Consider the following 23,474-nt stretch of genomic DNA (forward strand, 5'->3'; position numbering starts at 1 on the left):
TGCTCCATGCTTCCCTGGGTTTCGCAAAACCGAACTTGTATCGAACGTTAATCGAGCGAAAAAGCGAAACCGCGGGGTAAATCGGTCACGCGTCCAAGGCCCGTAAATTGCGGCGAAAAACGGGAAGCGCCGCGTAAGCTGCTGTTCGGTCAGTGAAAATCCGGGGAACTATCGGTATAATTCGGTTTTGCGCCCATAGGATTTGCCATGCGTCTGATCCAGAAAGCACTCACGTTCGATGACGTGCTCCTCGTGCCCGCGTTTTCCAACGTTCTCCCGCGCGACACCAACCTGAAAACACAGGTTACCCGCAAGATATCCCTGAATATGCCCCTGTTGTCCGCCGCCATGGACACAGTCACCGAAGGCCGGCTCGCTATTGCGATGGCCCAGCTCGGCGGCGTCGGCATCATTCACAAGAACCTTACCGCTGCCGAACAGGCCCGCGAAGTCGCCAAAGTAAAGCGCTTCGAATCAGGCGTCGTGCGCGACCCGATCACGGTTCCGCCGCAAATGAAAGTGCGCGACGTGATCGCGCTCACGCGACAGCACGGTATTTCCGGCTTTCCGGTGGTGGAAGGGCCGCAACTGATCGGTATTGTGACGAACCGGGATCTGCGCTTCGAAGAACGTCTCGACGACGAAGTGCGCAAGATCATGACGCCGCGTGAGCGTCTTGTGACCGTCAAGGAAGGCACGCCGCTCGCCGAAGCCAAGGCGCTGATGCACAGTCATCGGCTGGAACGCGTGCTGGTCGTCAACGACGAGTTTGAATTGCGCGGCCTCATGACGGTCAAGGACATCACCAAGCAAACCGAACACCCGGACGCCTGCAAGGACGAACACGGCAAGCTGCGCGCCGGCGCGGCAGTGGGCGTGGGTCCGGAGAACGAAGAGCGCGTCGAGGCACTGTCGGCGGCGGGCGTGGACATCATCGTGGTGGATACGGCGCACGGTCACAGTCAGGGCGTGCTTGAACGCGTGCGCTGGGTGAAGCAGAACTATCCGCACATTGAAGTGATCGGCGGGAATATCGCCACGGCTGCGGCCGCCAAGGCGCTTGTGGAATACGGCGCCGATGGCGTGAAGGTCGGTATCGGCCCGGGTTCAATCTGCACGACGCGGATCGTGGCGGGTGTGGGCGTTCCGCAAATTACGGCAGTGGCTAACGTGTCGGACGCGTTGCGCGGCTCGGGCGTGCCGGTGATCTCGGATGGCGGCGTGCGTTTTTCCGGCGATGTCAGCAAAGCGCTCGCAGCCGGCGCGGACGCGGTGATGATGGGCAGCATGCTGGCCGGCACCGAAGAATCGCCCGGCGACGTGTTCCTGTTCCAGGGCCGCCAGTTCAAGGCGTATCGCGGCATGGGTTCGGTCGGCGCGATGAAAGACGGTGCCGCGGACCGGTATTTCCAGGACAACTCGGCGAATATCGACAAGCTCGTGCCGGAAGGCATTGAAGGGCAGGTCGCCTATAAGGGCTCGGTCAACGCCATCCTGTTCCAGGTGGTCGGCGGCGTCCGGGCGAGCATGGGATATTGCGGCTGCCGCAATATCGCCGAAATGCACGATAAAGCCGAATTCGTCCAGATCACGGGTGCCGGCATGCGCGAGTCGCACGTGCACGACGTGCAGATCACGAAGGAAGCGCCCAATTACCACGTGGACTGACCATGAAACCGCTGCTGCGCGCTGTTCTTGTCATCAATGCACTGATTTTCCTGGCCTTTGGCGTGCTGTTCCTGCTCACGCCATGGACAGCTTTGTGGGCATCGATGCATCTGGTGACCGTGCAGCCGCCGTTTATCGGACAGTTGTTCGGGATCGCGCTGATCGGGATTGCGTGGCTCGCGGTTCATGCTGCTATCGATGGTGCGCTGACCGCGACTGCCGCGAAGGTATCGGGACATGTGGAGTGGTTGTCGGGCCTCGTGATGATGGTTTGGCTTCTGGGACTGCATACGCCCGAGCTGACGGGGTTTGGTCAGGTGGTCGCGGCGCTGGTTGGCGTGGCCATGCTGGTGCTGGGGCTTGGCAGCGTAAGGCTGTCAGGCGCGGTGCGGCGGCGTGAGCGCGCCGCGCTGGCCGGCGCTGCTGCGGCTGAGCGTGCCGAGAAGCGGGCGGCGAAGACCAAGGTGGATGAACGCGTCACGCCGCCGCCGAGGCCTTTGTCGTCGGACCCCGTTGCGCCGGCGAATCCTCGGTGGGATAACGAGCCCGTTGTAGGCGAGGCTATTGCTCGTCCCGTTGAGCCGGCGCCGTCGGCTACCGCGTTTGATCCTGCTACTGGCCACGTGGTCGATCCGGTTACGGGGCGTTCGCTGGATCCCGCCACGGGCCGCGCATTCGATCCCGTCAGCGGTCACAAGATCGATCCTGAAACGGGTCGTCCGATCGACCCGGTCACCGGGCGTACCGTAGACCCGGTGACTGGCCAGTTTATCGACCCGGTTCGCCGCGATCCACGCTGAAAACTTGTGCTGTGTTGGGTGGGTCGAATATTTATCGATGAACGAAGCGTTTCGTTTTATCGATGAACCTGTCTTGCTGCGGTCGGCTTTGAGCGCCGGCCGTTGAACTTTCTGCCTTACGCTTTGACGATGGCGATGCGCGGAACTTCATTCCTGCTGCGTGCTTTATCGTTTTCGCTTTTTGCCAACCTTTTCTGTTCACTCGCCCTCCGGCCGCTGCCATGCACGACAAGATCCTGATTCTCGATTTCGGCTCCCAAGTCACCCAGTTGATCGCACGACGCATCCGCGAATCACATGTGTATTCGGAGATCCATCCGTACGACGTCGACGACGCATTCATCCGCGAGTTCGCGCCGAAGGGCATCATTTTGTCGGGCGGCCCGAATTCGGTCACCGAACTCGGCTCGCCGCGCGCGCCGCACGCCGTGTTTGATCTCGGCGTGCCCGTGCTCGGCATTTGCTACGGCATGCAGACGATGGCCGTACAGCTCGGCGGCAAGGTCGAACTTGGCAATGTCCGTGAATTCGGTTACGCCGAGGTGCGGGCGCATAACCACACAAGCTTCCTGAACGGCATTGAAGACTTCCAGACGTCCGAAGGTCACGGCATGCTGAAAGTGTGGATGAGCCACGGCGATAAGGTCGCGGACATGCCCGTCGGATTCAAGATGATGGCTTCCACGCCGGCTTGCCCGATCGCTGCAATGGCCGATGACGAGCGCCATTTCTACGGCCTTCAGTGGCATCCGGAAGTCACGCATACCGTGCAAGGGCGCGCGATGCTCGATCGATTCGTGCTCGAGTTGTGCGGTGCGCGGCCGGATTGGGAGATGGGGCATTACATCGACGAAGCGGTCGAGAAGATTCGCGCGCAAGTCGGCGATGAGCACGTGATCCTGGGGTTGTCGGGCGGCGTGGATTCGTCGGTGGCGGCGGCGCTTTTGCATCGCGCGATTGGCGCGCAATTGACGTGCGTTTTTGTTGACCATGGATTGCTGCGGTTGAATGAAGCCGAGCAGGTCATGACGACGTTCGCCGATCACCTTGGCGTGAAGGTGATTCATGTCGATGCGAGCGACGTGTTTTTATCGAAGCTTGCCGGGGTGACTGATCCTGAAGCGAAGCGGAAGATTATTGGCGCTGAGTTTGTTGAAGTGTTCCAGACGGAAGCCAACAAGCTGGCGGACGCAAAGTGGCTCGCGCAAGGGACGATTTATCCGGATGTGATCGAGTCGGCGGGCAAGGGCAAGAAGGGCCACACGATCAAGAGCCATCACAACGTGGGTGGGTTGCCCGAGACGCTGAATTTGAAGTTGCTTGAGCCGCTGCGCGAATTGTTCAAGGACGAAGTGCGCGAATTGGGCGTGAAGCTGGGATTGCCGCCGGCGATGGTTTATCGGCATCCGTTCCCGGGACCGGGATTGGGCGTGCGGATTCTGGGCGAGGTGAAGAAGGAGTTCGCTGAGTTGCTGCGTCACGCGGATGCGATTTTTATCGAAACGTTGAGGAATACCTTCGATAAGGAATCGGGTAAGTCGTGGTATGAGCTCACGAGCCAGGCTTTTGCGGTGTTCTTACCGGTGAAAAGCGTGGGCGTCATGGGCGATGGGCGGACTTATGAATATGTGGTCGCGCTGAGGGCCGTGCAGACGCTGGACTTCATGACCGCGCAATGGGCGCATCTGCCGCATGAATTGTTAGGGCAGGTTTCGAACCGGATTATTAACGAGGTTAGAGGGATTAATCGCGTTGTTTATGATATTTCGGGGAAGCCGCCGGCTACGATTGAGTGGGAGTGAAAAGGAAAATATTCTTTCCTTTTTAGCCTGATAAAGTTGTAATATTGACTTTATGGCTAAGAAAACCGCTCCCTTGCTGCCTGCTACCGAGTTGCGTTTGCAGCAATTTGGGCAACGTTTGCGGCTGGCGCGCCTGCGTCGCTGCTTGACCGGCAAGCAGGTGGCCGAGCGTGCGGGCATGACGCCTATTACGTTGCGTAGCCTCGAAAAAGGCAGCTCGGGGGTCACGATGGGTGCTTACCTGGCAGTTATGCAGGCCTTGGGCGCTGAGAAGGATCTTGATCTTCTGCTCACGGACGACACGCTCGGTCGTGAATTGCAGGATGCCGCGCTGGTGCGGCGCTCAAGCCGACCAAAGCGGGCTGCGGCGTTGCCACCAGAGCGTCGAACATCATCTTCTCCTCAGAACCCAACCATGCCGGAGCCGATCGGCCCCAGTGAGTGGGTGGCGGATCACGCATTCGTGAGCGCTGAAAGTCTGGCGTCCTTGCTCAAGTCTCCTCATTCAAAGAAAAAAGGACCGGAGAGATGAAGGAGGGGTTCGTTGGAATTTATGCTGACTGGGACGGGCTTGCCGAGCCGCTGCGCTTGGGCAGGCTCTATTCGCATCGTGCGGCTGCCCGGGAAGTATTCGAGTACGAATTTGACGCTGATGCGCTGGCTCGTCCCGATATAGCGGGTTTTAAACTCGATCCGCGGCTCGGATGGTTCGCAGGCCGACAGTATCCGCTGGCGGGCCAGGAGACGTTTGGTGTTTTCGCCGACGCCAGCCCGGATCGCTGGGGACGAGTGCTGATGCGCCGCCGTCTTGAGCGCGCGCAGCGTGCCGGCCAGGTTGATCCTAAGGCTCGGCTCTACGAATCCGACTATCTCTTAGGCGTGCATGACATGTATCGCGCTGGGGCTCTTCGTTTCCGCCGCAACGATGAGGGCCCGTTTCTAGACGATCAGAACGATATCGCCGCGCCTCCCTTTGTTCAGCTGCGCACACTCGAGGCCGCGAGCCTGGCCCTGGAGCGCGACGAGGACAATACGGCGACCGAAGCGGACGAGTGGCTGCGGATGCTGATCGCGCCCGGCGGCTCCTTGGGTGGTGCCCGTTCCAAAGCCTGTGTGGTCGATCCAAACGGCCATCTGTGGATTGCGAAGTTTCCCAGCGTTCGAGATGAGTTCGATGTCGGCGCATGGGAAATGGTGGTGTACACGCTGGCTAAGGCCTGCGGCCTTGACGTTCCCGACGCACTGGTACGGCGCTTCAATAGCGCCGATCACACCTTCCTGGTTAAACGCTTCGATCGCACGGTAGCCGGACGGCGGCGGCACTTTGCCTCTGCAATGAACCTGACCGGTCATCAGGATGGCGACGATGCTTCGACCGGCGCCAGCTATCTTGAGATAGCCCAAGTGTTGATGACAGACGGTGCACGTACCAATGCCGATCTGCGTGAGCTATGGTCGCGCATCGTTTTTAATCTGTTGGTATCGAACACGGATGACCACCTGCGTAATCACGGGTTCTTGCTCGAGCCGGGCAGGGGGTGGGCGCTGTCTCCGGCATTCGATATGAATCCCGTACAGCATGCGCATGGCTTGAAACTGAACATTAGCGAGTCGGACAACGCGATTGATTTGGAGTTGGCACGGTCGGTTGCACCTTATTTCAGGTTGTCCACGAGCGAGGCTGACGAAATTATCAGTGAGCAACAGCAACTCATTTCGCAATGGCGAACTATCGCAACATCTTTGGGTATTCCCATCGCTCAGCAACGACAATTCACCACCGCCTTTCGATTATCTGAGCAATAGGCGGGGGGGTAAAGCACATGTCGATCACAGCCGATCCTCCAACCACTCGGCATGGTTGAGTGGGAGTAAACTTCCTGCCAAGAAACCTCATTCGCTCGTTGATCGCCTATCCAGGCCCTGTTTTTACAGGGCTTTATATTTTGTTTTGAGCACCATTTTTGGAATTTCCCCATGGAAATCAAAGTCAACTTTCTCGATAAGCTGCGTCTTGAAGCCAAGTTCGATGACTTCACGGTAGTGGCCGACCAGCCTATCCGCTATAAGGGCGATGGCTCGGCGCCGGGTCCCTTCGATTATTTTCTGGCCTCATCGGCTTTGTGCGCAGCTTACTTCGTGAAGTTGTACTGCGTAACGCGCAATATTCCCACCGAAAACATCCGCCTGTCGCAGAACAATATTGTTGATCCGGAAAACCGGTACCAGCAGATTTTCAAGATTCAGGTCGAGTTGCCGGCGGATATCACGGCCAAGGACCGCCAGGGCATCTTGCGCTCCATCGACCGTTGTACCGTGAAGAAAGTGGTGCAAGCCGGGCCCGAGTTTGTCATCGAAGAGGTGGAGAACCTGGACGCCGATGCTCAGTCCTTGCTCATGCTGAAGCCGGCTTCTGACGCCAGCACCTTCATTGCCGGCAAGGATTTGCCGCTGGAGCAAACCATCGCCAATATGTCGGGCGTTTTGGCGGGCTTGGGCATCAAGATTGAAATCGCTTCGTGGCGCAATCTTGTTCCCAATGTGTGGTCGCTGCATATCCGCGATGCACACTCGCCGATGTGTTTTACCAATGGCAAGGGAGCGACCAAGGAAAGCGCGTTGGCATCGGCGTTGGGAGAGTACATCGAGCGGCTGAATTGCAACCATTTCTATGCCGGCACGTTTTGGGGCGAAGACATCGCCAATGCGGCATTCGTACATTACCCGAATGAGCGCTGGTTCAAGCCTGGCCGTAAGAATGCGCTGCCGGCTGACATCCTGGATGCATACTGCCTGGAAATTTATAATCCCGACGGCGAGTTACGCAGCTCGCATCTAGTCGACACCAACTCCGGCAATGTGCAGCGCGGTATCTGTTCGCTGCCGTTCGTGCGGCAGTCGGACGGAGAAGTGGTGTATTTCCCGTCCAACCTCATCGAGAACCTGTTCGTCAGCAACGGCATGAGCGCCGGTAATACGCTGGCCGAAGCGCAGGTGCAATGTCTGTCGGAAATTTTCGAACGGGCGGTAAAGCGTGAAATTCTCGAAGGTGAAATCGCATTGCCTGATGTGCCGCATGAAGTGCTGGCGAAATATCCTGGCATTCTGGCCGGGATTCAGGGGTTGGAAGAGCAGGGCTTTCCGGTGCTGGTAAAGGATGCGTCGCTGGGTGGAACCTACCCGGTGATGTGCGTCACATTGATGAACCCGCGGACCGGCGGTGTCTTCGCCTCGTTCGGCGCGCATCCAAGCCTCGAGGTGGCGCTGGAACGGAGCCTTACCGAGTTGCTACAGGGCCGCAGTTTTGAAGGCCTGAACGAACTGCCTCGGCCCACCTTTGCCAGTGAGGCCGTGACTGAGCCCAATAACTTTGTCGAGCACTTCATTGATTCCAGCGGAATTGTGTCATGGCGCTTTTTCAGCGCCAAAGCGGATTTCGATTTTGTTGAATGGGATTTTTCTGGTCAGGGTGCAAACTCCAATGCCGACGAAGCCGCAACCTTGTTCGGTATTCTCGACGAAATGGGCAAAGAGATATACGTGGCGACGTATGACCAGCTGGGCGCGGTGGCCTGCCGGATTTTGGTGCCCGGGTATTCAGAGGTTTATCCGGTAGAGGATTTAGTCTGGGATAACACGAACAAGGCGCTGTTGTTCCGAGCCGATATCTTGAACTTGCATCGTCTGGACGATGCCGGCCTGACAGCGTTAATTGAGCGGTTGGATAACAACGAACTGGATGAGCACTCCGATATTGCCACTTTGATCGGCATCGAGTTTGACGAGAATACAGACTGGGGGCAGCTCACCGTTCTCGAGTTGAAGCTGCTGATTCATCTTGCTCTGAAGCAATTTGAGGAGGCACAAGAGCTGGTGGGAGCCTTCCTGCAGTACAACGACAACACGGTCGAACGCGGATTGTTTTACCAGGCCTTGAACGTGGTGCTGGAGGTGCTGCTCGATGACGACCTGAACCTGGACGACTACGTCGTCAACTTCCGTCGCATGTTTGGTAATGCTCGGATGGACGCAGCAATGGGGTCGGTGGACGGCAGCGTGCGGTTCTATGGCTTAACGCCGACGAGTATGAAACTGGAGGGTCTCGACAGGCACCACCGCCTGATCGACAGCTACAACAAACTGCATAAGGCGCGGGCCAATGCGGCGGTTACTGCGAGTTAGGGTCACGAGTCATGGCTGGATGTGATGACGCCGTTCATCCTCCAGCACAGACGGTCGTGGTGCGTCGGGTCGCAGAACGATTCCGTCCATCTATATCACCGAGCTGATTAGCCGGCAGATGGAAGATTGATCCCCGCCAATCTGCTGTCTGAGCCGATCTGCCTGGGCGTAAGCGTAAGGAACGAGGCGAATTCACGGCCAGAACTGCACACGGGTGTGCCCGCTGCGAAGCATTGGGCCGAAATCTAAAACTCCGCGAGATTGGCGGTAGCCGCTCCACAGGCTATCGATCCCAAACCCTCAACGCGCCAGATCTCCCAGCAACTCTTCGCTCAACCCTTCTTCCGCAAAAGCCTGCCCATGCTCGCGCATCGACGGCGCGAGCGCGGTATCCCAAAACGCCTCGACGATCGAGCCGGCCAGCCGGTGTTCGGAGCGTGCATGCTTTTCAACCGCCGTCTTATAGTCGGCAGAAGTGAACCGCCATGGTCGAGCACCATATACCCGCATCATGTAGTTCGCGATCGGCACACCTGCCCAATCGAAATCACCGTGATAAAGCAATTGCCCACCCTCGTTGACGATCTGGCCGAGCAAGGCGCGCTGCGCGGCCGCCGGCATGCCGTCCGTGCAGATCAGAGGCGCGCAATGGCGCCCGAGTTGGTCTGCAGCTATCGCGACGAGGTTGGGATTTTCGCAGACGAAGATGTCATGGCCACGCGCCGCCCAGCGAGGTGGAGAGCGCAGCAGCATGCGCAACGAAGCGTAGCCCGGCTCGCCCGCTGGCGAGAGCGGCTGAAACCCGTCAGCCATAGGCAGATTCATGAACAGGACCGGTCGCGCCAGCTCATTGATCAGTACGCCGGCGCGCGCCCAGACATCGCGGATGCGCTCATCGCCTGGAGGGGTATCAAAGGCGTCTTCGGCATCGGGCAGCATGCTGCGCCCTTCATGCTGCCGCCATGCGGCGAGGACGAGCGACGCGGTGGGCTGTCCCTCATCGAGCGCGTGCGCGTCACCGAGCGTCTGTGCAGCCAGTTGCGCGCGGGGTAGGCCAGCCGCAGGAAGCCGTTTCAGCACAGCGTCAGCGCGCTCCCGCAGTCGGACGCCCATGGCTGGATCTTGTCGTGCAAGCCGCTTCAAGAGGCCCATTCCTAATGGCGTGCGCAGACATCCGGCAAGACCTTCGTGCAGGGCGTCGGCCGCGACATCTGCCCAACGCGCCTGAGCCTCGGCGCGAACAGCCGGTGCATGGACGATCGGACCGTCGAGTTGTTCGAGTGCGTTTCGCAGCGATTCGGCGACGCCGGCCCGACGCAAGGCGGTATCGATGAGATCAATCTCGAGCAATATCGAGTTCGAAATGCTCGGCTTTTTACCCATCAGCGACGCCAATATTTCGTGCTCATGCGGCGACAGTCCGGTCATGCGAAACGCAGCGGCGCGCTCGCCCGCTTCCCGGCTTCCAAGCGTGCGACGCAGACGCCTTCGCAACGCCGACAGCATGGGACCGCCAAGCAGCCGTTCGAGCCGGGCATCGACAGGCGCCGTCATGGCGCTGGAAACCGGCGGCCGGGGTCGGCGTCGCGCGCTTTGGTGCGCCCGTCCCAAGTCCAGCGCGAGACGATTACCGCATCGATACCTTCACGCCGTTGCAACTGGCAGATCGCGACCCCTGGCAACGTCGCGTAGCAACCCCATTCGCGCTCGCTCGTGATGACAAAGTCGAGATCGAATTCGCGAATGAGACCCATGCAGTAGGCGCGGGCTGTGTCATCGATACCGGCGAACGCTTCGTCGAGCAGCATCAGGCGTGGCGCCAGCGCAAAGTTGCCGTGGCTGTAGAAGCTGGCGACTGCGGCAAAGAGCGGTACGGTCAGGCCCAGCGCCCGCTCACCGCTCGAGGCGGGACCGGATAGTTTACGCCACTGGCCATCCTGCCAGCGCTCGACCCGGAACCGGTGCCATCGACGATAGTCCAGTGGCGCGTGCCAGCTGATCGAGGAGACTGCCACTGTCGTCTTTGCGGGCGCCCGAATCTGCTCGTTCGCGCTCACATGCCGGAAGAGGTTAGCAGTATCGGCGGTATTGATTGATGCGGGCATCGGCGTCTCGGATCCCGGTTGCATGTCGTCACGGGCGCATCCGCGTTATGCGTGTCCGGAAGCGCTCGCGTTGTGCGAGATTCGTTTGATTCTGGCACTTACTGCGGCTCAATTGATCGAGACCACGTTGGGATGCCTTTCGCGGCCGTGCGAACAGATTCGAGTGAGCGGCACGCGATCTTTACCCCTTCACATTCTACCCACACCGCCGGTGGTGCCTTCGTTGCCGTCGCCCAGCAGGTTCTGTATGGTGGATCAAACAGATGCTGCATCCTCGGCAGCATGACACCACGGATAATGAATGACTTCTGAAGCAGACACTCGCGTCGATGGATTAATGGCGCCATTGCGTACCGACGTACTGATTGTCGGCGCGGGACCCGTGGGCCTCTTTGCGGCATTCGAGGCGGGTGTGATTGGTTTATCGTGTCAAATCGTCGATACGCTCGAACGGATCGGCGGCCAATGCATCGAGTTGTATCCGGATAAACCCATCTACGATATCCCCGCCATTCCTTCGTGCACCGCACGCGAGCTGGTCGACCGGCTCATGGAGCAGTGTCGCCCCTTCGATGTCCCGATTCACTTAGGTCAACGAGTCGAAACCGTTCAGCAACGCGAAGACGGCCGCTGGACAGTCACGACAAACCAGGGCCTCCTATTCGATACCGCCGCGATCATGCTGGCTGCCGGGAATGGCGCGTTCGTACCGCAACGTCTGGCGCTCCCCGAAGCAACACCGCTTGAAGATAGCCACGTTCATTACAGCGTGCGCAATCTCGCCGATTTCGCCGATAAGACCGTGATAGTCGCCGGCGGCGGCGACTCCGCGCTCGACTGGGCGCTGGCGTTGCGCAAGGTCGCGCGCCGAGTCGTGCTGGTGCATCGGCGCAATGGCTTCAGCGCGGTGGCATCGAGTGTCGATGCGATGAGGCGCGCGGTGGACGCGGGAGAAATGGAGTTCATGGTCGGTTCTATCGGTGCGTTGTCAGCGCCTGAGGACAAGCTGGCATCGATAGAGATCCGGCAGATTGGCGGTACGGCGCAGATCAATGCGGATCATCTGGTCGTGTTGTACGGTCTGGTCGCCGACCTCGGACCAATCGCGAACTGGGGTTTGAAAGTCGTCGGCGGCCGAGTCGATGTAGATACGTCGAACTATGAAAGCTCACGACCGGGAATCTTCGCGGTGGGAGATATCGCGAACTATCCGAACAAACAAAAGCTGATTCTTTCGGGCTTTCACGAAGCGTCGCTGGCACTGCGGAAGGCGTACACCTACGCGTATCCTGACAAAAAGCGGGTGCATGTGCATTCCAGTTACGACGCCGGCTTGGCTGAGCGCATTGCCACGGGTTCGGCGCATCAGGAGTGAGCGGCGACTGAGCCGGCTGGCATAAACTACAAGCTCAACCCCGCCACGCATCACCCTTTTTCAGGGAGCGTCGCATGATCACTCTCTTTTCGTACCCTGGACTGTACGGTCTCGAAGACAACAACCCGTATGGTCTGAAGGTATTCGCGTTCCTCAAGCTGTGCGGATTGCGGTTCGAGCATCGGCATATTGTCGATACAAAATCCGCGCCTCGCGGACAGCTTCCCTACGTGACCGATGACGGCGAATCGATTGGCGACAGCGACGCCATCATCGCTTATTTCAAGCGGGAGTACGGCCTCGATATCGATCAGGCGCTGACACCCATGCAGCACGACCTGGACTTCCTGATCAGGAGAGCGCTCGACGATCTGTATTGGGTCATGTCGTATTCACGCTGGAGCGATCCGCGTTTCTGGCCGCTCTTCAAACATGCGTTCCTGTCGGCCTATCCGGATATCACCGCAGACAGTCTCGACGCGGCGCGACAATACAACTTCGAGCGATATCGATATCAAGGCATCGGGCGCTTTGAAACCGAGGCGGTCTACGCGCGGGGTATCGCCGATTTGCAGGTGGTGTCGAACCTGCTTGGCGGCAATGAATTCCTGTTCGGCGCGCAGCCTGCGAGCATCGATGCGTGCGTCTATGGCTTCGTGGCAAACATCTTTTTCTACGACATAGACACGCCGCTCAAGCAGTTCGTTTTGACACGACCGGATCTTGTGCGGCACTGCCGCGCAGTACGTGCGGCGATAGCCACGCCGGCTTGACTACGGCGCATACCGGAGCAATTTGGCAGCGAGCGCTTCGGGCGCGCTGATCATTGCGTCGTGTCCGGTTTTTATTTCGTCCCACGTCCAGTCTTCTTGAGCACGCACGAAGTCGCGGCTGGCTTGCAACGCTTCGTATACCGGATCAATGCACTGGATGTACACCTTCGGGATCGTGCCGCCCACGGGTCCGTTGAGCATCATGGGGTCATTGAAGGTCTTGAGCGGATGCGGCGTACAGTTGCGTTCCAGCAGCGCCACCTGGGCGGCGTCGAACACGCCAAACGCGCTCGCGGGCGGCGCGGGTATGGAGAGGCCGCCGCTCATTTCGTTCGATTGCGCGATACGTCGCGCCACGATCTCAGGCGCGAGCCGGGAGAAAGCCGCTTGTCCGTGTCCGAGCACAACGGCGTCAAGAAAGACAAGCTGCCGGATGCGCTGAGGCACGCGATCGGCCGCACCGGTGATCGGCAGTCCGCCAAAACTGTGGCCGACCAGAACGACGTTGGTCAGGTCTTCGTACTCGAGGACATTGATCACGTCCTGAATAAAGACGCCGAGATCAATCGCCTTCGAAAGCAGATGCGCACGTTCGCCAAGGCCGCTGAGCGTAGGGGTAAAAACCTCATGCCCATGCGCGCGCAGGATTCGCGCGACGGCTTTCCAGCACCATCCGCCGTGCCAGGCACCGTGAACCAGTACGTAGGTCGTGCCCTTGCGGGCAGTGGTTGCATCGATCAGGTTGTCTGGGGTGGCCAAGTGCATCTCCGTCTCTTTCTCTGTTTGATGGGGCGTTACGCAGTGATCGTTTTAGATTTGGCCTTCAAACCGCACCGCGTTCCTCTAGCGAGCGCTGATTTGGTGGCCTCATCGACAACGAGACGATAGCCGCAAACCCGCCGCCCTCGCGCTGCATCAACTGAAGTTCACCGCCATGCAGCTTTGCGATCCTTTCGACAATCGCCAGGCCCAACCCGGTACCGCCCGGATGCGTACCCGTCGATCGCCCTCGTTTGAACGGTGCTCTCAACGCGTCCAGATCGCCGCCGTTCACGCCTTTGCCGCGATCGGCGATCTCCACGTACGCGGTGTGACCGGCAGCGTCGGTCCACGTCCGTGCCGACAACCCCACGCGCCCGTATAGCACCGCATTCTGCATCAGGTTCATCAACACGCGCATGACACTGATCGGGCGGAACGCGAACGGTCGCAAGTCGCCCAGAGTGAGTTCGAACACATGACCAAGACCCGCGAAGTCGGCGGCGAGATTGTTGACCAGCGCGTCGAGGTCGCTTATTTCCGCCGCCTCACGCGCGCCGCTACCGGCGTAGTCCATGAACTGCTGGAGGATAGCGTCGATCTGATCGAGATAATGATCCGTCGATATCGCGAGTTCAGCGTGTTCTTCCGATGGCGATGTCATCGCCACGGCGAGGCGCAGCTTGGTCAATGGCGTGCGGATATCGTGGGAGATACCGGCGAGCATCAGGGATCGGGTTGCATCGGCTTCCTGCAGCGCGTGGACCATCTGGTTGAACGCGACACTGACCTGCGCGATCTCGGTCGGTCCATCCACGCGCAGCGCTTGCGGCGCCTCTCCTGAGCTCAAGCGGTTGGCAGCGTTTGCGAGCTCCTGCAACGGCCGGTTGATGTGGCGCTGGATCAGATACGCGGTGACGATGGCAAGCGCGGCGAGCGCGAACGATAGCGCGACAGCCGAGAGCATGCCGTCGTTGTGTGCGGCTTCAGGAACGGGCAGCGCGATCCAGTAGGGTTCATGACCCAGATGTGCGCGAATCCAAAGGCGTTGTTCACCCGCTGTTTGCCATTGAACCTGCATGTTGGAGGGCAGATGCTGGCGCAAGGTATCGATAAAAACATCGCGCTGATAAGTCCGATAGAAATTGCGCCATGTCACTTTAGGCTCGGAGGCCGCGCCGGCGGGGAATTGCCGGCTGGCTTCGAAACGAACCGCGAGTCCGCTCTGTGCGTCAGGGGTGGCGGTCTCTAACAGGTCATCCAGCGTTTGCACGTAGATCGCAAAAGTTTCGGCGGCGCGTTCTATCCGCGGTCTCTGGACGAAGTGGATTAGTACGCTTAACGAACTAATCTGACTGACAACGACCAGCACCACGAGCAGCGCGATATTGCGTGCGAACAACGAGCGCAGCAGCGTCATTGGACCGGTGCGAGGACTGATAGGAGGGTTCACTGTTCGACTTCCGCGACCAGCATGTAGCCAACGCCCCACACCGTTTTGACGAAGCGCGGCTTCGACGGATCGGCTTCCACGATCTGCCGCAGCCGCAGCACTTGCACATCGATACTCCGGTCAAGTGCATCGTGGTCGCGTCCGCGCGAGCGGGCGATCAGGTTGTCGCGGCTCACGGGCCGGTTCGGTGACGAGCCTAGCGCGTTCAATAGCAGCATCTGGGTCGAATGAATCTCGAACAACTCGCCCGACTTGTACAGGCGTTGTTTGCCGAGATCGAGGCAATAGTCGCCAAAACGCACGGTCTGCGATCTGAGTACGGGTTCGCCCGCAGCGATCTTCTGGCGTCTCAGCAAAGCGCGAACGCGCGCAACGAGTTCACGCGGCAGGAACGGTTTGGCGAGGTAGTCATCAGCACCGGTTTCGAGGCCAATGACCTTGTCGACCGGATCGCCCTTGGCGGTAAGGATGAGAATGGGCAGCGTCTGGCCTTCGGCACGCAAGCGGCGGCAGACCGACAAGCCGTCCTCGTGATCCATCATCAGGTCGAGGATCAGTAAGTCGAACGGCTCGCGCTGCAGATAGCGATCAAGCCGCTTGCTGTCGGCGACTACCCGGACTTCGAATCCGTGACCGCTCAGGAAACGCTGCAGCATGTTGCGCAACTCGGCTTCATCGTCGAGAACGATGATCTTCGGCTGACTCTCCATTCACGCCTCCTTCTAGGTGTCGATATGCAGCACGGTCAGGCATCGTGACGTTCGGCAAGCCGCTAAAGCAGTGCCTGGAACGGCTGGCTTTCAAACCACGGGTTCTGAGGGCCGGCCATCACGCAGTCGGCCAGCGTCAGGAAGAACGCCAGGCTGGCTGCACGAGGAAGGCAAACGAGAAGGCAAAGCGACCCTCCGTTCAAAGACAATAGTTCAATAGTCGAGTAAGCACAGGACAAAAAGCTTCCCCCGCCGTTGCGTCGCCGTCAGTGCGATGTCGCGCGCTGCTGCATGAATTGCTCGATTTGCGGGAGGGTGATGTAGCCGGCCTTTTGCGTGTCGATCTGATCGAAGTTCCGCGCGACCATCGGCATGCCTTGAGCTGCTTGCGCCTGGGTCAGCTTGCCGTCGTGCGTGGTGTTGGCCGCGGCGAAGCGCACCTGCAATTGTTGCATCGCATGCTCCATGCGTTGCGAGCTGACCGCGGGTTGCGGTGCGGTTTGCGCCTGTGCCATGGCGGCCGTGCTGGCGAAGGAAGCGGCAATGGACAGGATAAAGACGGCGATCGCGTTTTTCATGAGGTTCTCCAGTGGATTCCAGTGAATGAGGGGTTTGTTTGCCATTGGTTGCGGGTGTTTGCTGAAGTTCCGTTGGGCCGCTTGAAGCGGTCCCGATCAATGACAGACCGAAGCTTATCGGCCGACGCTGGGAAATGAATGACAAACCGGCTACGAATCATGTCGCCGCGTGTCATGCATCGGACACGAAAAACTAAGCATCTGCTCCCTACAAAAATGCGTGCTCCGGCGTCTGCAGGCCAGTGATCCGTGACATCGAATGAAATATGTTTTGACGTGGTTTTCAGCCACAGTTTGCGTATCTTTCGATGGTCGACGCCACGAGCGCTTCAACGGATTCGCAAGGCTCTCAGTAAGGCTATCAAGCGATGCGAATCATCCGGCGGAACGGCTTCCAAAGCGAAGACGCAACCTGCCGCTCGAATCTAAGGGAATCCAAATGAACATTCGTCTTATCAGTGCATCCGCCGCCACGGCTCTCGGCCTGTTGCTTTCCACGGGCGCCGAAGCGCGAACATTCGTTGTCTACAGCGGACCGGCAGTGGTCTATGTACCGCCGCCACGTCCGGTCTATTACGCCGTTCCGGTTCAGCCCAGATACGTCGCGGTGGTGTCCGCGGCTCCTGTTGTTGCAGTGCCCGTGCCGGCGCCGGCGCCGAAACCAGTGGTCTATGTGCCGGTGCAGCGGAGCTACGCTGCCGTGCCAGTGGCGAACGTAAGGTACGTACAGCCCGTCACCATGGTTCCGGTTGCCGGAATGCAATAAGCGAGTCGACGGTTTTTGCAGCTTGATAGCCGTCATTAGCGGGGCGCTGGCTACCGCGTTTTATTCCTCTGGAGGAGGTGATCCATGTGCGTTCATTCGATGTGTTCTTTGTCACGGCGGCGCGCGCTCTTTGCCGGTGTGGCGTCCGCGACGCTTGCTGCATTTTCGCTGCACGATGCGCGTGCCGATCAACCTTCAACGGGGCCTGGTCCCAACGCGATTGCACCGTCGGACGTGCTCGCCCGCCTGCTGCAAGGCAACGGCCGATATGCTGCTAATATGCCTGCAAACAAGGACTATTCCGCTGGCCGGGCCGCCCGGGTCACGGCCCAATATCCTGTTGCAGCGATTGTCGGTTGCGCGGATTCGCGGGTCTCGCCTGAATTGGCGTTTGATCAAGGTCCGGGCGATTTGTTCGTCGTACGAGTCGCTGGAAATTTCGTCAACGACGATGGACTCGCGAGCCTGGAATACGGGGTGAAGTTTCTGGGTGTACCGTTGATCATGGTGCTCGGACATACACATTGCGGGGCAGTCTCCGCTGCGGTCAAAGCGGTCCGCGAACACGCCGTCCTGCCGGGCCATTTGCCAGAACTGGTCAGGGCGATCCGGCCGGCCGTCGAGATTGCCGGGGCGCACGGGAATGGCGATCTGGTAGCGGACGCCACTATCGAAAATGTGCGGCTGAATGCCAACCGTTTGAGGGTCTCGAAGCCGCTGATCGGAGCGTATGTGAAAGAAGGCAGGGTGCAAGTAGTCGGAGCGATCTACGATCTCGCTTCGGGGAAGGTCCGGATGGTCGATTGAAGCGATGGCATTGGGTGCCGGTCGAGCGGAGGGTCCCGAATGACCGCTTGTGGCATGAGTTATCGGAGCGGTCGCGGCGCGTGAAGGCAATGAACGATCAATGTCCCTGCTCACCAAAGCAAGCGGCTTAACTCACGTTGAAATGCACGCGCACATCCTGATGACTCTCCACAGGATGTCCTCCTTGCATCGCGGGGAAAAACCGCCATTTGTGCAGCGTTTCCAGCAGTATCGCGTTCAGGCGAGGATTCTGTGTCGGCTTTGAAAGTTCTACATCGGTCGTTCCATCTGCGTGGATATCGAAACGCGCGACGGCGGCTGCCTGATAGGCGTCTTCACGAAGATCGTCGGGCAGAGACGGCATTGGCTGACTAACGACACGCGCGGCGGAGCCCGTTGACGGAGCCGCCGGACTGCTTGACGACGTCGGCGCACTCGCAGTAGATGTCGCGGGAGGGCTCGTTTCCGATTGCGCCGGCGGTGCCGGTTGATCCGCTTTCGCAATGGAACGATTCTCGCTCGGACGCTGGATCTCGCGCGGTTTCACCACTCGGATTGGCGTTGAATCCTGTCGCCGTGCGCGCGCTTGCGGGGTGACTGCAGCGGCGGGCGCTGAAGGGGCAGGAGGCGTATTTGCAGGAGGCGCAGCCAATTCGACAAGACGCATTTCCATGGTCGTTTGCACCGGGGCGATAGGGCTCGGCAGAGGCCGCAAGAGCGGGTTCAAGAACTGGGTCAGCAGAATGGCCCAAAGGACAATCGCCATCAGAACGGCCACGCTAAATCTGATTCGCGGCGCATCCATCAAACTGGCCCGTCTCTCCATCCCGCTACTCACGATGTACAGCGATCAGAAAATGTTCCGCGCCTGCACGGCGTGCGGCCAACATGGCTTGAACCACGGCGCCTTGGGACGCGGCATCGTCAGCGGCAATGACCACGTTATGATCCGGCTTCAGCAGCCGCCTGACGCTGGCTTCCACCTGATCGAGACGCATGGGCTGACGATCGAGAAAGATTGCGTTGGAGCGATCGACCGCCAGCGTCAACGGCTGATCTTCCGACATCTGCTGTGCCTGTCCCGACGGCAAATCGACCTTGACGGCATCCAGCCGTTGCATAGCCAGCGACGCCAGCATGAAGGTGGCGAGCAGAAAGAACATCACGTCAATCATCGGAATGATCTCGATGCGCCCACGCTTCGACGCCCGCGAGCGCCGTAACTTCATTGCGCGTCCCCGGTGGCCACTAACGCACTTTCCGCTTTCAGCCGAATCTCGCTGAGACGCTCGTTCGCGTGCACTTCGAGGTCGTCGATAAGACGTTCAAGCCGTCGCGAGAAATAGTTGAACGCGAAAAGCGCGAACAGCGCGACGACCAGTCCAATAGCCGTGGCCACTAGCGATTGCGCCACGCCACCGGTTACGCCGCCCGGATTAACCAGGCCGTTGCCGCCGAAAAGCTGGAACGAATGCATCATCCCGACAATGGTCCCCAGCAGCCCGAGCAAGGGGGCGGCCGTCACGATAGTCTCCAGCACCCAGAAGCCGCGGCTCATGTCCCGTTCAATCCGCGCGGCGACCGATTGCGCACGGGCTTCGACCAGCCATAGCGGTGTTCCTGCGGGAGTGGTTACTGTCACGTCGAGGCGTTTAAACGCGTGCTGTTGCGGCAGCGAAGTGAGGTTTTCTCCCGGCTGGCTTGCAAATCGCACAAACACGTATGCGCGATCGATTATGATAGCCATCGCCAGCACGGCAAGCAGCGTGAGCGGGTACACCACCCAGCCACCGACCTGTGCCGCGGCAGTAATACCTGCCCAATCCTGCATGATCAAAGCCTTTTCGTTAAGTTATCCAATCTATTAAAAATTCTTCGTGATGCCCGCGTAGACGGCAATGTGCGGGCCATACTGCGGCGCGCCCACGCCAATGCCCGAGCCATCGCGCAACTCATAGACGCGGTTGAACGCGTTGATTAGTAACAGGCGTGCGTCGAACTTGCCGATCAGCGGGTCGTTGAAGTTGAAGTGATGGATCACGCCGAGATTGACCTGCGTGTACACAGGCAAGCGGTCCGTGTTGGCGAAGCCGCTGCGCAGGCCGCTACCCACAATGCCATCGAAAGTGAAGGTGGTCTTGCCCAACTGGTAAGCGCCGCCGAACGAAGCGGTCACGCGCTGGTCGTGATCGAGGAACACGTAGTGGTTGCTGATGAAGGCGAGTTCATCGGCGTCGAAATTGAACTGCGCCGAGTCGATGTCCTTGCCCTGCGCGCGGCTGAACGCGACGTTCATGTACGCCGAAATATTGCCCTGCTTATAGTTGCTGGTGAGCTCGACCCCGTAAACGCGGCCGTATTGATAGTTGAAAGGCGTGAAGATCAGTGCAGTGCCGAACTGTCCTTCGTCGAGCAGGTTCGTCGATTTTTTATAATAGGCATCCACGCCTACCGTGAGAGTCGAACTCAATCGCTGAGTGATGCCAAGATCGAAATAGTTGCTGCGTTCCGGTTGTACGGGATCGTTTTGGGCCGATGTCTGAGCGGTCGTGCCGGCAAAGCGCGCAATGTCTTCGCCCGACACAAGCTCGAACGCAGGCGGTGTGAAATAGCGGGAATAGCCGGCGTGAACTGTTGTTGACGGCGTCAACGCATAGACGAGACCCACGCGCGGACTCAGCTGACTTGCGCTGACGTACTCGTCCATCTTGTCGTAGCGCAGGCCGTAGTTGATCGTGAGTTTATCGGTGAGTTTCCACTCGTCCTGAATGTACGCGCTATACAGATAACCCGTCTTGCTGCTCGAATCAGGTACGTTGAACGGCTGGTCGGAGAGCTGGTTGCCGTCGGCATCGGCGGGGAAGACGCTCAGGTTATTGTCAAAGACCGCATGTTCTTGTTGGAACGAAATGCCAGCACGAAGCGTGTGGTTTTCATTGAGCCGATAGGTCGTATCCGCCTGTACTCCGTTGGCGCTGTCGCTGTGAAAATCGTTTGCTGCGACGCCATTGAACAGCAAATCGCCTACAGGATCAGGATTGAATTGGGTGCGCGAGTAGCGCGTGAAGAGTGCGACCTGATAGTCCAGCGCACCACCGTTGGTACCTTGCAGCGCGACGATCGCGAACTCGTTGAGTTCGGATTGTGTCTCGTTGAGCTTGCTCGAATCGAACGTCGTGTTGCCGTTCAAGGTAAAGGCGGTCGGCAGGCCGGGCGTATTGGGAATCTCGAACTGGTTGCTGGTTGTGCCGAACATCAGGCTCACGCGGGTGAGCGGATTGATGATGTAGGACATGAGGCCGAACGCATCGCCCTGACGCGTGTGATCGTGAAGCGGACTCGCGCTTGACGTTGGATTCTCTATGCCGAGATTGTTCTCGCCCAGCGAGCCGCTGAAATAGTAGCTGAACGGTCCCTGGCTACCGAAGACATCGGCGCTGGTCTTGATGGTCTGGTGACTGCCGCCGAAGACGTCGATAGAACCGCCATTGCCCTGGTCGCCGTTCTTCGTATGGATATCGACAATACCCGCCGTGCGGTCGCCGTATTGCGCGGGCAATGCGCCGGTCAAAAGATTGAGCTGGTCGATAATGCGCGTGTCCAGCGACTGGCCGAAACCGCTGATTGGCTCCGGAATGATGATGCCGTTGATACGGTATTGCAGATTCGCGTGATCGCCGCGCACATGTAACTGGCCATACGAATCGCTTGCCACGCCGGGCGCTTGCAGCAGCACCTGGTTAAGCGGCGTGTCCTGGCCGGCGGGGAGGGTGTCAATATCGGCCTGGTTGAAACGATACACGCTACTGCCCGTTTCAGGCAGCAGGCCGTTGCGCGCGCGATCGAGCCGCTTCGCATTGACCTGCACATCGATAGCGTCGCTCTTGCTGAGCGCCACCGACACGGACGCATCCGCGCCCTCGCTGGTTGTCGCAATGCTGCTGCCGCTTGCGTAGCCCGGCGCCGCGACGACGACAACGTAGGTTCCCGGCGCGACATGATGGACTGCGAAGTGTCCGCTGGCGTCCGTGCTCGTGGCGCCGACGGACGCACCGCTGGCATTTTGCAGGACCACGCTGGCGTTGGCGACGGGCTTGCCGGAACTATCCGTGACGGAGCCTGACACGGCGCTGTCAGAACCTGCTGCATAAACAGGTCCGGCGGATATCTGCGCGAACAACAATAGGGCCGCGTGGGCGATGAGCGTACGATTTTTCATCGATTATTCTTCTGAGTGTGTCGTGTTAGATGTGCGCTGCCCGCTGACGTCGCGGGGTCGCCAAGGGTTGATTTAGTTGTTAAAACGTAGTCCTAATCGATCTTTGGCAGGTGCCTCGTGCAGGCATATCAAGTCTCGCGGGCGACATTGCGGGCAGCGTATCGCCGTAAGGAGAAAAAGTTCACTAAGTTGTGAATGCAATGTTATAACATTCGTTACCAATTGTGCGAGAACTTTTTGGACGGAAAGAAATGGACAAGCTGCCGGTAACTGTTTTGTCGGGTTTCCTGGGCGCAGGAAAGACCACGTTGCTCAACCACATCCTTAACAATCGGGAGGGCAGGCGAGTGGCGGTGATCGTCAACGACATGAGCGAGGTCAATATCGACCCGCGCTGATACGCGACGGCGGCGCTGAACTGGCGCGTACGGACGAAAGGCTGGTTGAGATGAGCAACGGCTGCATTTGCTGCACGCTGCGCGAAGACCTTCTCCTCGAGGTGAACCGGCTCGCGAAGGAAGGGCGCTTTGACTATCTCGTGATTGAATCGACCGGCGTTTCGGAGCCGCTGCCGGTGGCTGAGACTTTTACTTTCGCCGACGAGCACGGCCAAAGCCTGTCCGATATCGCGCGTCTGGACACCATGGTGACGGTGGTCGACGCGTTCAACTTCCTCAAGGACTATAGCTCTGCCGACAGCCTGCAAACACGGGGTGAATCGATGGGTGACGAAGACACGCGTACGGTCGTCGACCTGCTGGTCGAGCAGGTCGAGTTCTGCGATGTAATCGTTTTGAACAAGGTGGACCTTGTCAGCGAAGCGGATCGCAGACGCCTGATGACGATCTTGAAAGGGCTGAATCCACGGGCGAGCATCGAAATTGCGGAGTTCGGCAAGCTCGGTCTGGACAAGGTCCTGGATACACGCCTGTTCGATTTCGAGGAAGCGTCCAAGGCGCCCGGCTGGCTGAAGGAATTGCGAGGTGAACACACACCCGAGACGGAGGAATACGGCATCACCCATTTCGTTTATCGCGCGCGGCGGCCGTTTCACCCCGAGCGGTTCTGGCAATTGATCGCGAGTCAATGGCCGGGCGTGGTGCGCTCGAAAGGTTTCTTCTGGCTGGCTAGCCGGCCGACCTATGTAGGATCCTGGTCGCAGGCGGGCGGCGTATGCCGGCACGGCGGGATGGGCTTATGGTGGGCCGCCGTGCCGAAAGCCTGGTGGCCGGAAGATGCTGAATCGCTGAGATCGATTGATGACGATTGGGACCCGCAAGTCGGCGACGCGAGGCAAGAGTTGGTGTTGATCGGCATCGATATGGATGAAGGGGCCTTACGCGCACGCCTGAACGCGTGCTTGCTCAATGACGCGGAAATGGCGCAAGGCCCGCAGGCATGGCAGCGATTCGCTGACCCGTTTCCTGCGTGGGATAACGACGCTCAGAACGCGGAATAAACCGCGCTCCAGGTCAGG

20 protein-coding genes and 1 pseudogene are annotated in these 23,474 nt (G+C 59.2%); 11 read left to right on the plus strand and 10 right to left on the minus strand.

The genetic code is table 11. The features are described 5' to 3' along the window. Positions 1 to 207 precede the first annotated feature (207 nt). From guaB to ACMX25_RS04735, 6 genes are all read left to right on the plus strand, one after another. Positions 208 to 1,668 (plus strand): IMP dehydrogenase, encoded by a 1,461-nt coding sequence (guaB, locus tag ACMX25_RS04710; RefSeq protein WP_414948378.1) that lies wholly within the window; start codon positions 208 to 210, stop codon positions 1,666 to 1,668. 2 nt (positions 1,669 to 1,670) lie between these two features. Further along, complete coding sequence (locus ACMX25_RS04715) at positions 1,671 to 2,468, plus strand: hypothetical protein (RefSeq protein ID WP_414948379.1); 798 nt, start codon at positions 1,671 to 1,673, stop codon at positions 2,466 to 2,468. A gap of 221 nt (positions 2,469 to 2,689) precedes the next feature. After that, on the plus strand, positions 2,690 to 4,270 hold the full coding sequence (gene guaA / locus ACMX25_RS04720) for a glutamine-hydrolyzing GMP synthase (protein ID WP_414948380.1): 1,581 nt from the start codon (positions 2,690 to 2,692) through the stop codon (positions 4,268 to 4,270). A 97-nt stretch (positions 4,271 to 4,367) separates the two neighbouring features. Further along, positions 4,368 to 4,802 carry a helix-turn-helix domain-containing protein gene (locus ACMX25_RS04725; protein WP_414948381.1) on the plus strand — a complete coding sequence of 145 codons (435 nt, stop codon included), beginning with the start codon at positions 4,368 to 4,370 and terminating at the stop codon, positions 4,800 to 4,802. Continuing rightward, a complete protein-coding gene (locus ACMX25_RS04730) occupies positions 4,799 to 6,076 on the plus strand; it encodes a type II toxin-antitoxin system HipA family toxin (protein ID WP_414948382.1) in 1,278 nt (425 codons plus the stop codon). Before ACMX25_RS04725 ends, ACMX25_RS04730 begins: the two co-directional genes overlap by 4 nt. 171 nt (positions 6,077 to 6,247) lie before the next feature. Beyond that, the gene (locus ACMX25_RS04735) at positions 6,248 to 8,452 is read left to right on the plus strand and encodes an OsmC domain/YcaO domain-containing protein (protein WP_414948383.1); all 2,205 of its coding nucleotides are present in this window, start codon (positions 6,248 to 6,250) and stop codon (positions 8,450 to 8,452) included. A gap of 300 nt (positions 8,453 to 8,752) precedes the next feature. On the opposite strand, the gene ACMX25_RS04740 is transcribed toward ACMX25_RS04735, so the two are convergent. Then, the gene (locus tag ACMX25_RS04740; RefSeq protein ID WP_414948384.1) at positions 8,753 to 10,006 is read right to left on the minus strand and encodes a TIGR02679 family protein; all 1,254 of its coding nucleotides are present in this window, start codon (positions 10,004 to 10,006) and stop codon (positions 8,753 to 8,755) included. Further along, positions 10,003 to 10,557: an SbcC/MukB-like Walker B domain-containing protein gene (locus tag ACMX25_RS04745; protein ID WP_414948385.1), complete on the minus strand. Its 555-nt coding sequence runs from the start codon at positions 10,555 to 10,557 to the stop codon at positions 10,003 to 10,005. The genes ACMX25_RS04740 and ACMX25_RS04745 overlap by 4 nt, the downstream gene beginning before the upstream one ends. 301 nt (positions 10,558 to 10,858) lie before the next feature. Here ACMX25_RS04745 and ACMX25_RS04750 point away from each other — a divergent pair, with 301 nt between their 5' ends. After that, positions 10,859 to 11,932 (plus strand): NAD(P)/FAD-dependent oxidoreductase, encoded by a 1,074-nt coding sequence (locus ACMX25_RS04750; protein WP_414948386.1) that lies wholly within the window; start codon positions 10,859 to 10,861, stop codon positions 11,930 to 11,932. Positions 11,933 to 12,006: 74 nt separating this feature from the next. Beyond that, entirely contained in the window at positions 12,007 to 12,705 is a 699-nt protein-coding gene (locus tag ACMX25_RS04755) for a glutathione S-transferase C-terminal domain-containing protein (protein WP_414948387.1), read from the plus strand. Here the strand turns inward: ACMX25_RS04755 and ACMX25_RS04760 are convergent, their stop codons facing one another. The 4 genes from ACMX25_RS04760 to ACMX25_RS04775 all read right to left on the minus strand — a co-directional run bounded on the left by ACMX25_RS04760 (position 12,706) and on the right by ACMX25_RS04775 (position 16,205). After that, positions 12,706 to 13,464 (minus strand): alpha/beta fold hydrolase, encoded by a 759-nt coding sequence (locus ACMX25_RS04760; protein ID WP_414948388.1) that lies wholly within the window; start codon positions 13,462 to 13,464, stop codon positions 12,706 to 12,708. A gap of 64 nt (positions 13,465 to 13,528) precedes the next feature. Next, positions 13,529 to 14,884 (minus strand): ATP-binding protein, encoded by a 1,356-nt coding sequence (locus ACMX25_RS04765; protein WP_414948678.1) that lies wholly within the window; start codon positions 14,882 to 14,884, stop codon positions 13,529 to 13,531. Positions 14,885 to 14,913: 29 nt separating this feature from the next. After that, positions 14,914 to 15,627, minus strand: a complete 714-nt coding sequence (locus ACMX25_RS04770) for a response regulator (RefSeq protein ID WP_414948389.1) — start codon at positions 15,625 to 15,627, stop codon at positions 14,914 to 14,916. Positions 15,628 to 15,893: 266 nt separating this feature from the next. Further along, positions 15,894 to 16,205 carry an EF-hand domain-containing protein gene (locus ACMX25_RS04775; RefSeq protein WP_414948390.1) on the minus strand — a complete coding sequence of 104 codons (312 nt, stop codon included), beginning with the start codon at positions 16,203 to 16,205 and terminating at the stop codon, positions 15,894 to 15,896. Between the two features lie 439 nt (positions 16,206 to 16,644). Here ACMX25_RS04775 and ACMX25_RS04780 point away from each other — a divergent pair, with 439 nt between their 5' ends. Both ACMX25_RS04780 and ACMX25_RS04785 read left to right on the plus strand, forming a co-directional pair. Further along, complete coding sequence (locus ACMX25_RS04780; protein WP_414948391.1) at positions 16,645 to 16,971, plus strand: hypothetical protein; 327 nt, start codon at positions 16,645 to 16,647, stop codon at positions 16,969 to 16,971. Between the two features lie 84 nt (positions 16,972 to 17,055). Continuing rightward, positions 17,056 to 17,778, plus strand: coding sequence for a carbonic anhydrase (locus ACMX25_RS04785; protein WP_414948392.1), 723 nt, complete (start codon positions 17,056 to 17,058; stop codon positions 17,776 to 17,778). Between the two features lie 127 nt (positions 17,779 to 17,905). Here the strand turns inward: ACMX25_RS04785 and ACMX25_RS04790 are convergent, their stop codons facing one another. The 4 genes from ACMX25_RS04790 to ACMX25_RS04805 form a co-directional block, all read right to left on the minus strand. Next, positions 17,906 to 18,544, minus strand: a complete 639-nt coding sequence (locus ACMX25_RS04790) for a TonB family protein (protein WP_414948393.1) — start codon at positions 18,542 to 18,544, stop codon at positions 17,906 to 17,908. A gap of 64 nt (positions 18,545 to 18,608) precedes the next feature. Beyond that, positions 18,609 to 19,007, minus strand: a complete 399-nt coding sequence (locus ACMX25_RS04795; RefSeq protein WP_414948394.1) for an ExbD/TolR family protein — start codon at positions 19,005 to 19,007, stop codon at positions 18,609 to 18,611. After that, entirely contained in the window at positions 19,004 to 19,609 is a 606-nt protein-coding gene (locus ACMX25_RS04800; RefSeq protein WP_414948395.1) for a MotA/TolQ/ExbB proton channel family protein, read from the minus strand. Before ACMX25_RS04800 ends, ACMX25_RS04795 begins: the two co-directional genes overlap by 4 nt. A gap of 33 nt (positions 19,610 to 19,642) precedes the next feature. Continuing rightward, positions 19,643 to 21,997 carry a TonB-dependent receptor gene (locus ACMX25_RS04805; protein WP_414948396.1) on the minus strand — a complete coding sequence of 785 codons (2,355 nt, stop codon included), beginning with the start codon at positions 21,995 to 21,997 and terminating at the stop codon, positions 19,643 to 19,645. A gap of 251 nt (positions 21,998 to 22,248) precedes the next feature. On the opposite strand from ACMX25_RS04805, the pseudogene zigA reads away from it, so the two are divergent. Next, positions 22,249 to 23,456: pseudogene (zigA, locus tag ACMX25_RS04810) on the plus strand (zinc metallochaperone GTPase ZigA). Positions 23,457 to 23,474 lie beyond the last annotated feature (18 nt).

Origin of the sequence: Caballeronia eucalypticola, from assembly GCF_047608185.1 — a bacterium.
In the GTDB taxonomy this organism is placed as follows: Bacteria; Pseudomonadota; Gammaproteobacteria; order Burkholderiales; family Burkholderiaceae; genus Caballeronia.

Bases quoted from the DNA above. Each gene is read 5' to 3' on its own strand.
- guaB (WP_414948378.1), top strand. From the start codon at position 208: ATGCGTCTGATCCAGAAAGCACTCACGTTCGATGACGTGCTCCTCGTG.
- ACMX25_RS04715 (WP_414948379.1), top strand. From the start codon at position 1,671: ATGAAACCGCTGCTGCGCGCTGTTCTTGTCATCAATGCACTGATTTTC.
- guaA (WP_414948380.1), top strand. From the start codon at position 2,690: ATGCACGACAAGATCCTGATTCTCGATTTCGGCTCCCAAGTCACCCAG.
- ACMX25_RS04730 (WP_414948382.1), top strand. From the start codon at position 4,799: ATGAAGGAGGGGTTCGTTGGAATTTATGCTGACTGGGACGGGCTTGCC.
- ACMX25_RS04735 (WP_414948383.1), top strand. From the start codon at position 6,248: ATGGAAATCAAAGTCAACTTTCTCGATAAGCTGCGTCTTGAAGCCAAG.
- ACMX25_RS04740 (WP_414948384.1), bottom strand. From the start codon at position 10,006: ATGACGGCGCCTGTCGATGCCCGGCTCGAACGGCTGCTTGGCGGTCCC.
- ACMX25_RS04745 (WP_414948385.1), bottom strand. From the start codon at position 10,557: ATGCCCGCATCAATCAATACCGCCGATACTGCTAACCTCTTCCGGCAT.
- ACMX25_RS04750 (WP_414948386.1), top strand. From the start codon at position 10,859: ATGACTTCTGAAGCAGACACTCGCGTCGATGGATTAATGGCGCCATTG.
- ACMX25_RS04755 (WP_414948387.1), top strand. From the start codon at position 12,007: ATGATCACTCTCTTTTCGTACCCTGGACTGTACGGTCTCGAAGACAAC.
- ACMX25_RS04765 (WP_414948678.1), bottom strand. From the start codon at position 14,884: ATGACGCTGCTGCGCTCGTTGTTCGCACGCAATATCGCGCTGCTCGTG.
- ACMX25_RS04770 (WP_414948389.1), bottom strand. From the start codon at position 15,627: ATGGAGAGTCAGCCGAAGATCATCGTTCTCGACGATGAAGCCGAGTTG.
- ACMX25_RS04775 (WP_414948390.1), bottom strand. From the start codon at position 16,205: ATGAAAAACGCGATCGCCGTCTTTATCCTGTCCATTGCCGCTTCCTTC.
- ACMX25_RS04780 (WP_414948391.1), top strand. From the start codon at position 16,645: ATGAACATTCGTCTTATCAGTGCATCCGCCGCCACGGCTCTCGGCCTG.
- ACMX25_RS04785 (WP_414948392.1), top strand. From the start codon at position 17,056: ATGTGCGTTCATTCGATGTGTTCTTTGTCACGGCGGCGCGCGCTCTTT.
- ACMX25_RS04790 (WP_414948393.1), bottom strand. From the start codon at position 18,544: ATGGCGATTGTCCTTTGGGCCATTCTGCTGACCCAGTTCTTGAACCCG.
- ACMX25_RS04795 (WP_414948394.1), bottom strand. From the start codon at position 19,007: ATGAAGTTACGGCGCTCGCGGGCGTCGAAGCGTGGGCGCATCGAGATC.
- ACMX25_RS04800 (WP_414948395.1), bottom strand. From the start codon at position 19,609: ATGCAGGATTGGGCAGGTATTACTGCCGCGGCACAGGTCGGTGGCTGG.
- ACMX25_RS04805 (WP_414948396.1), bottom strand. From the start codon at position 21,997: ATGAAAAATCGTACGCTCATCGCCCACGCGGCCCTATTGTTGTTCGCG.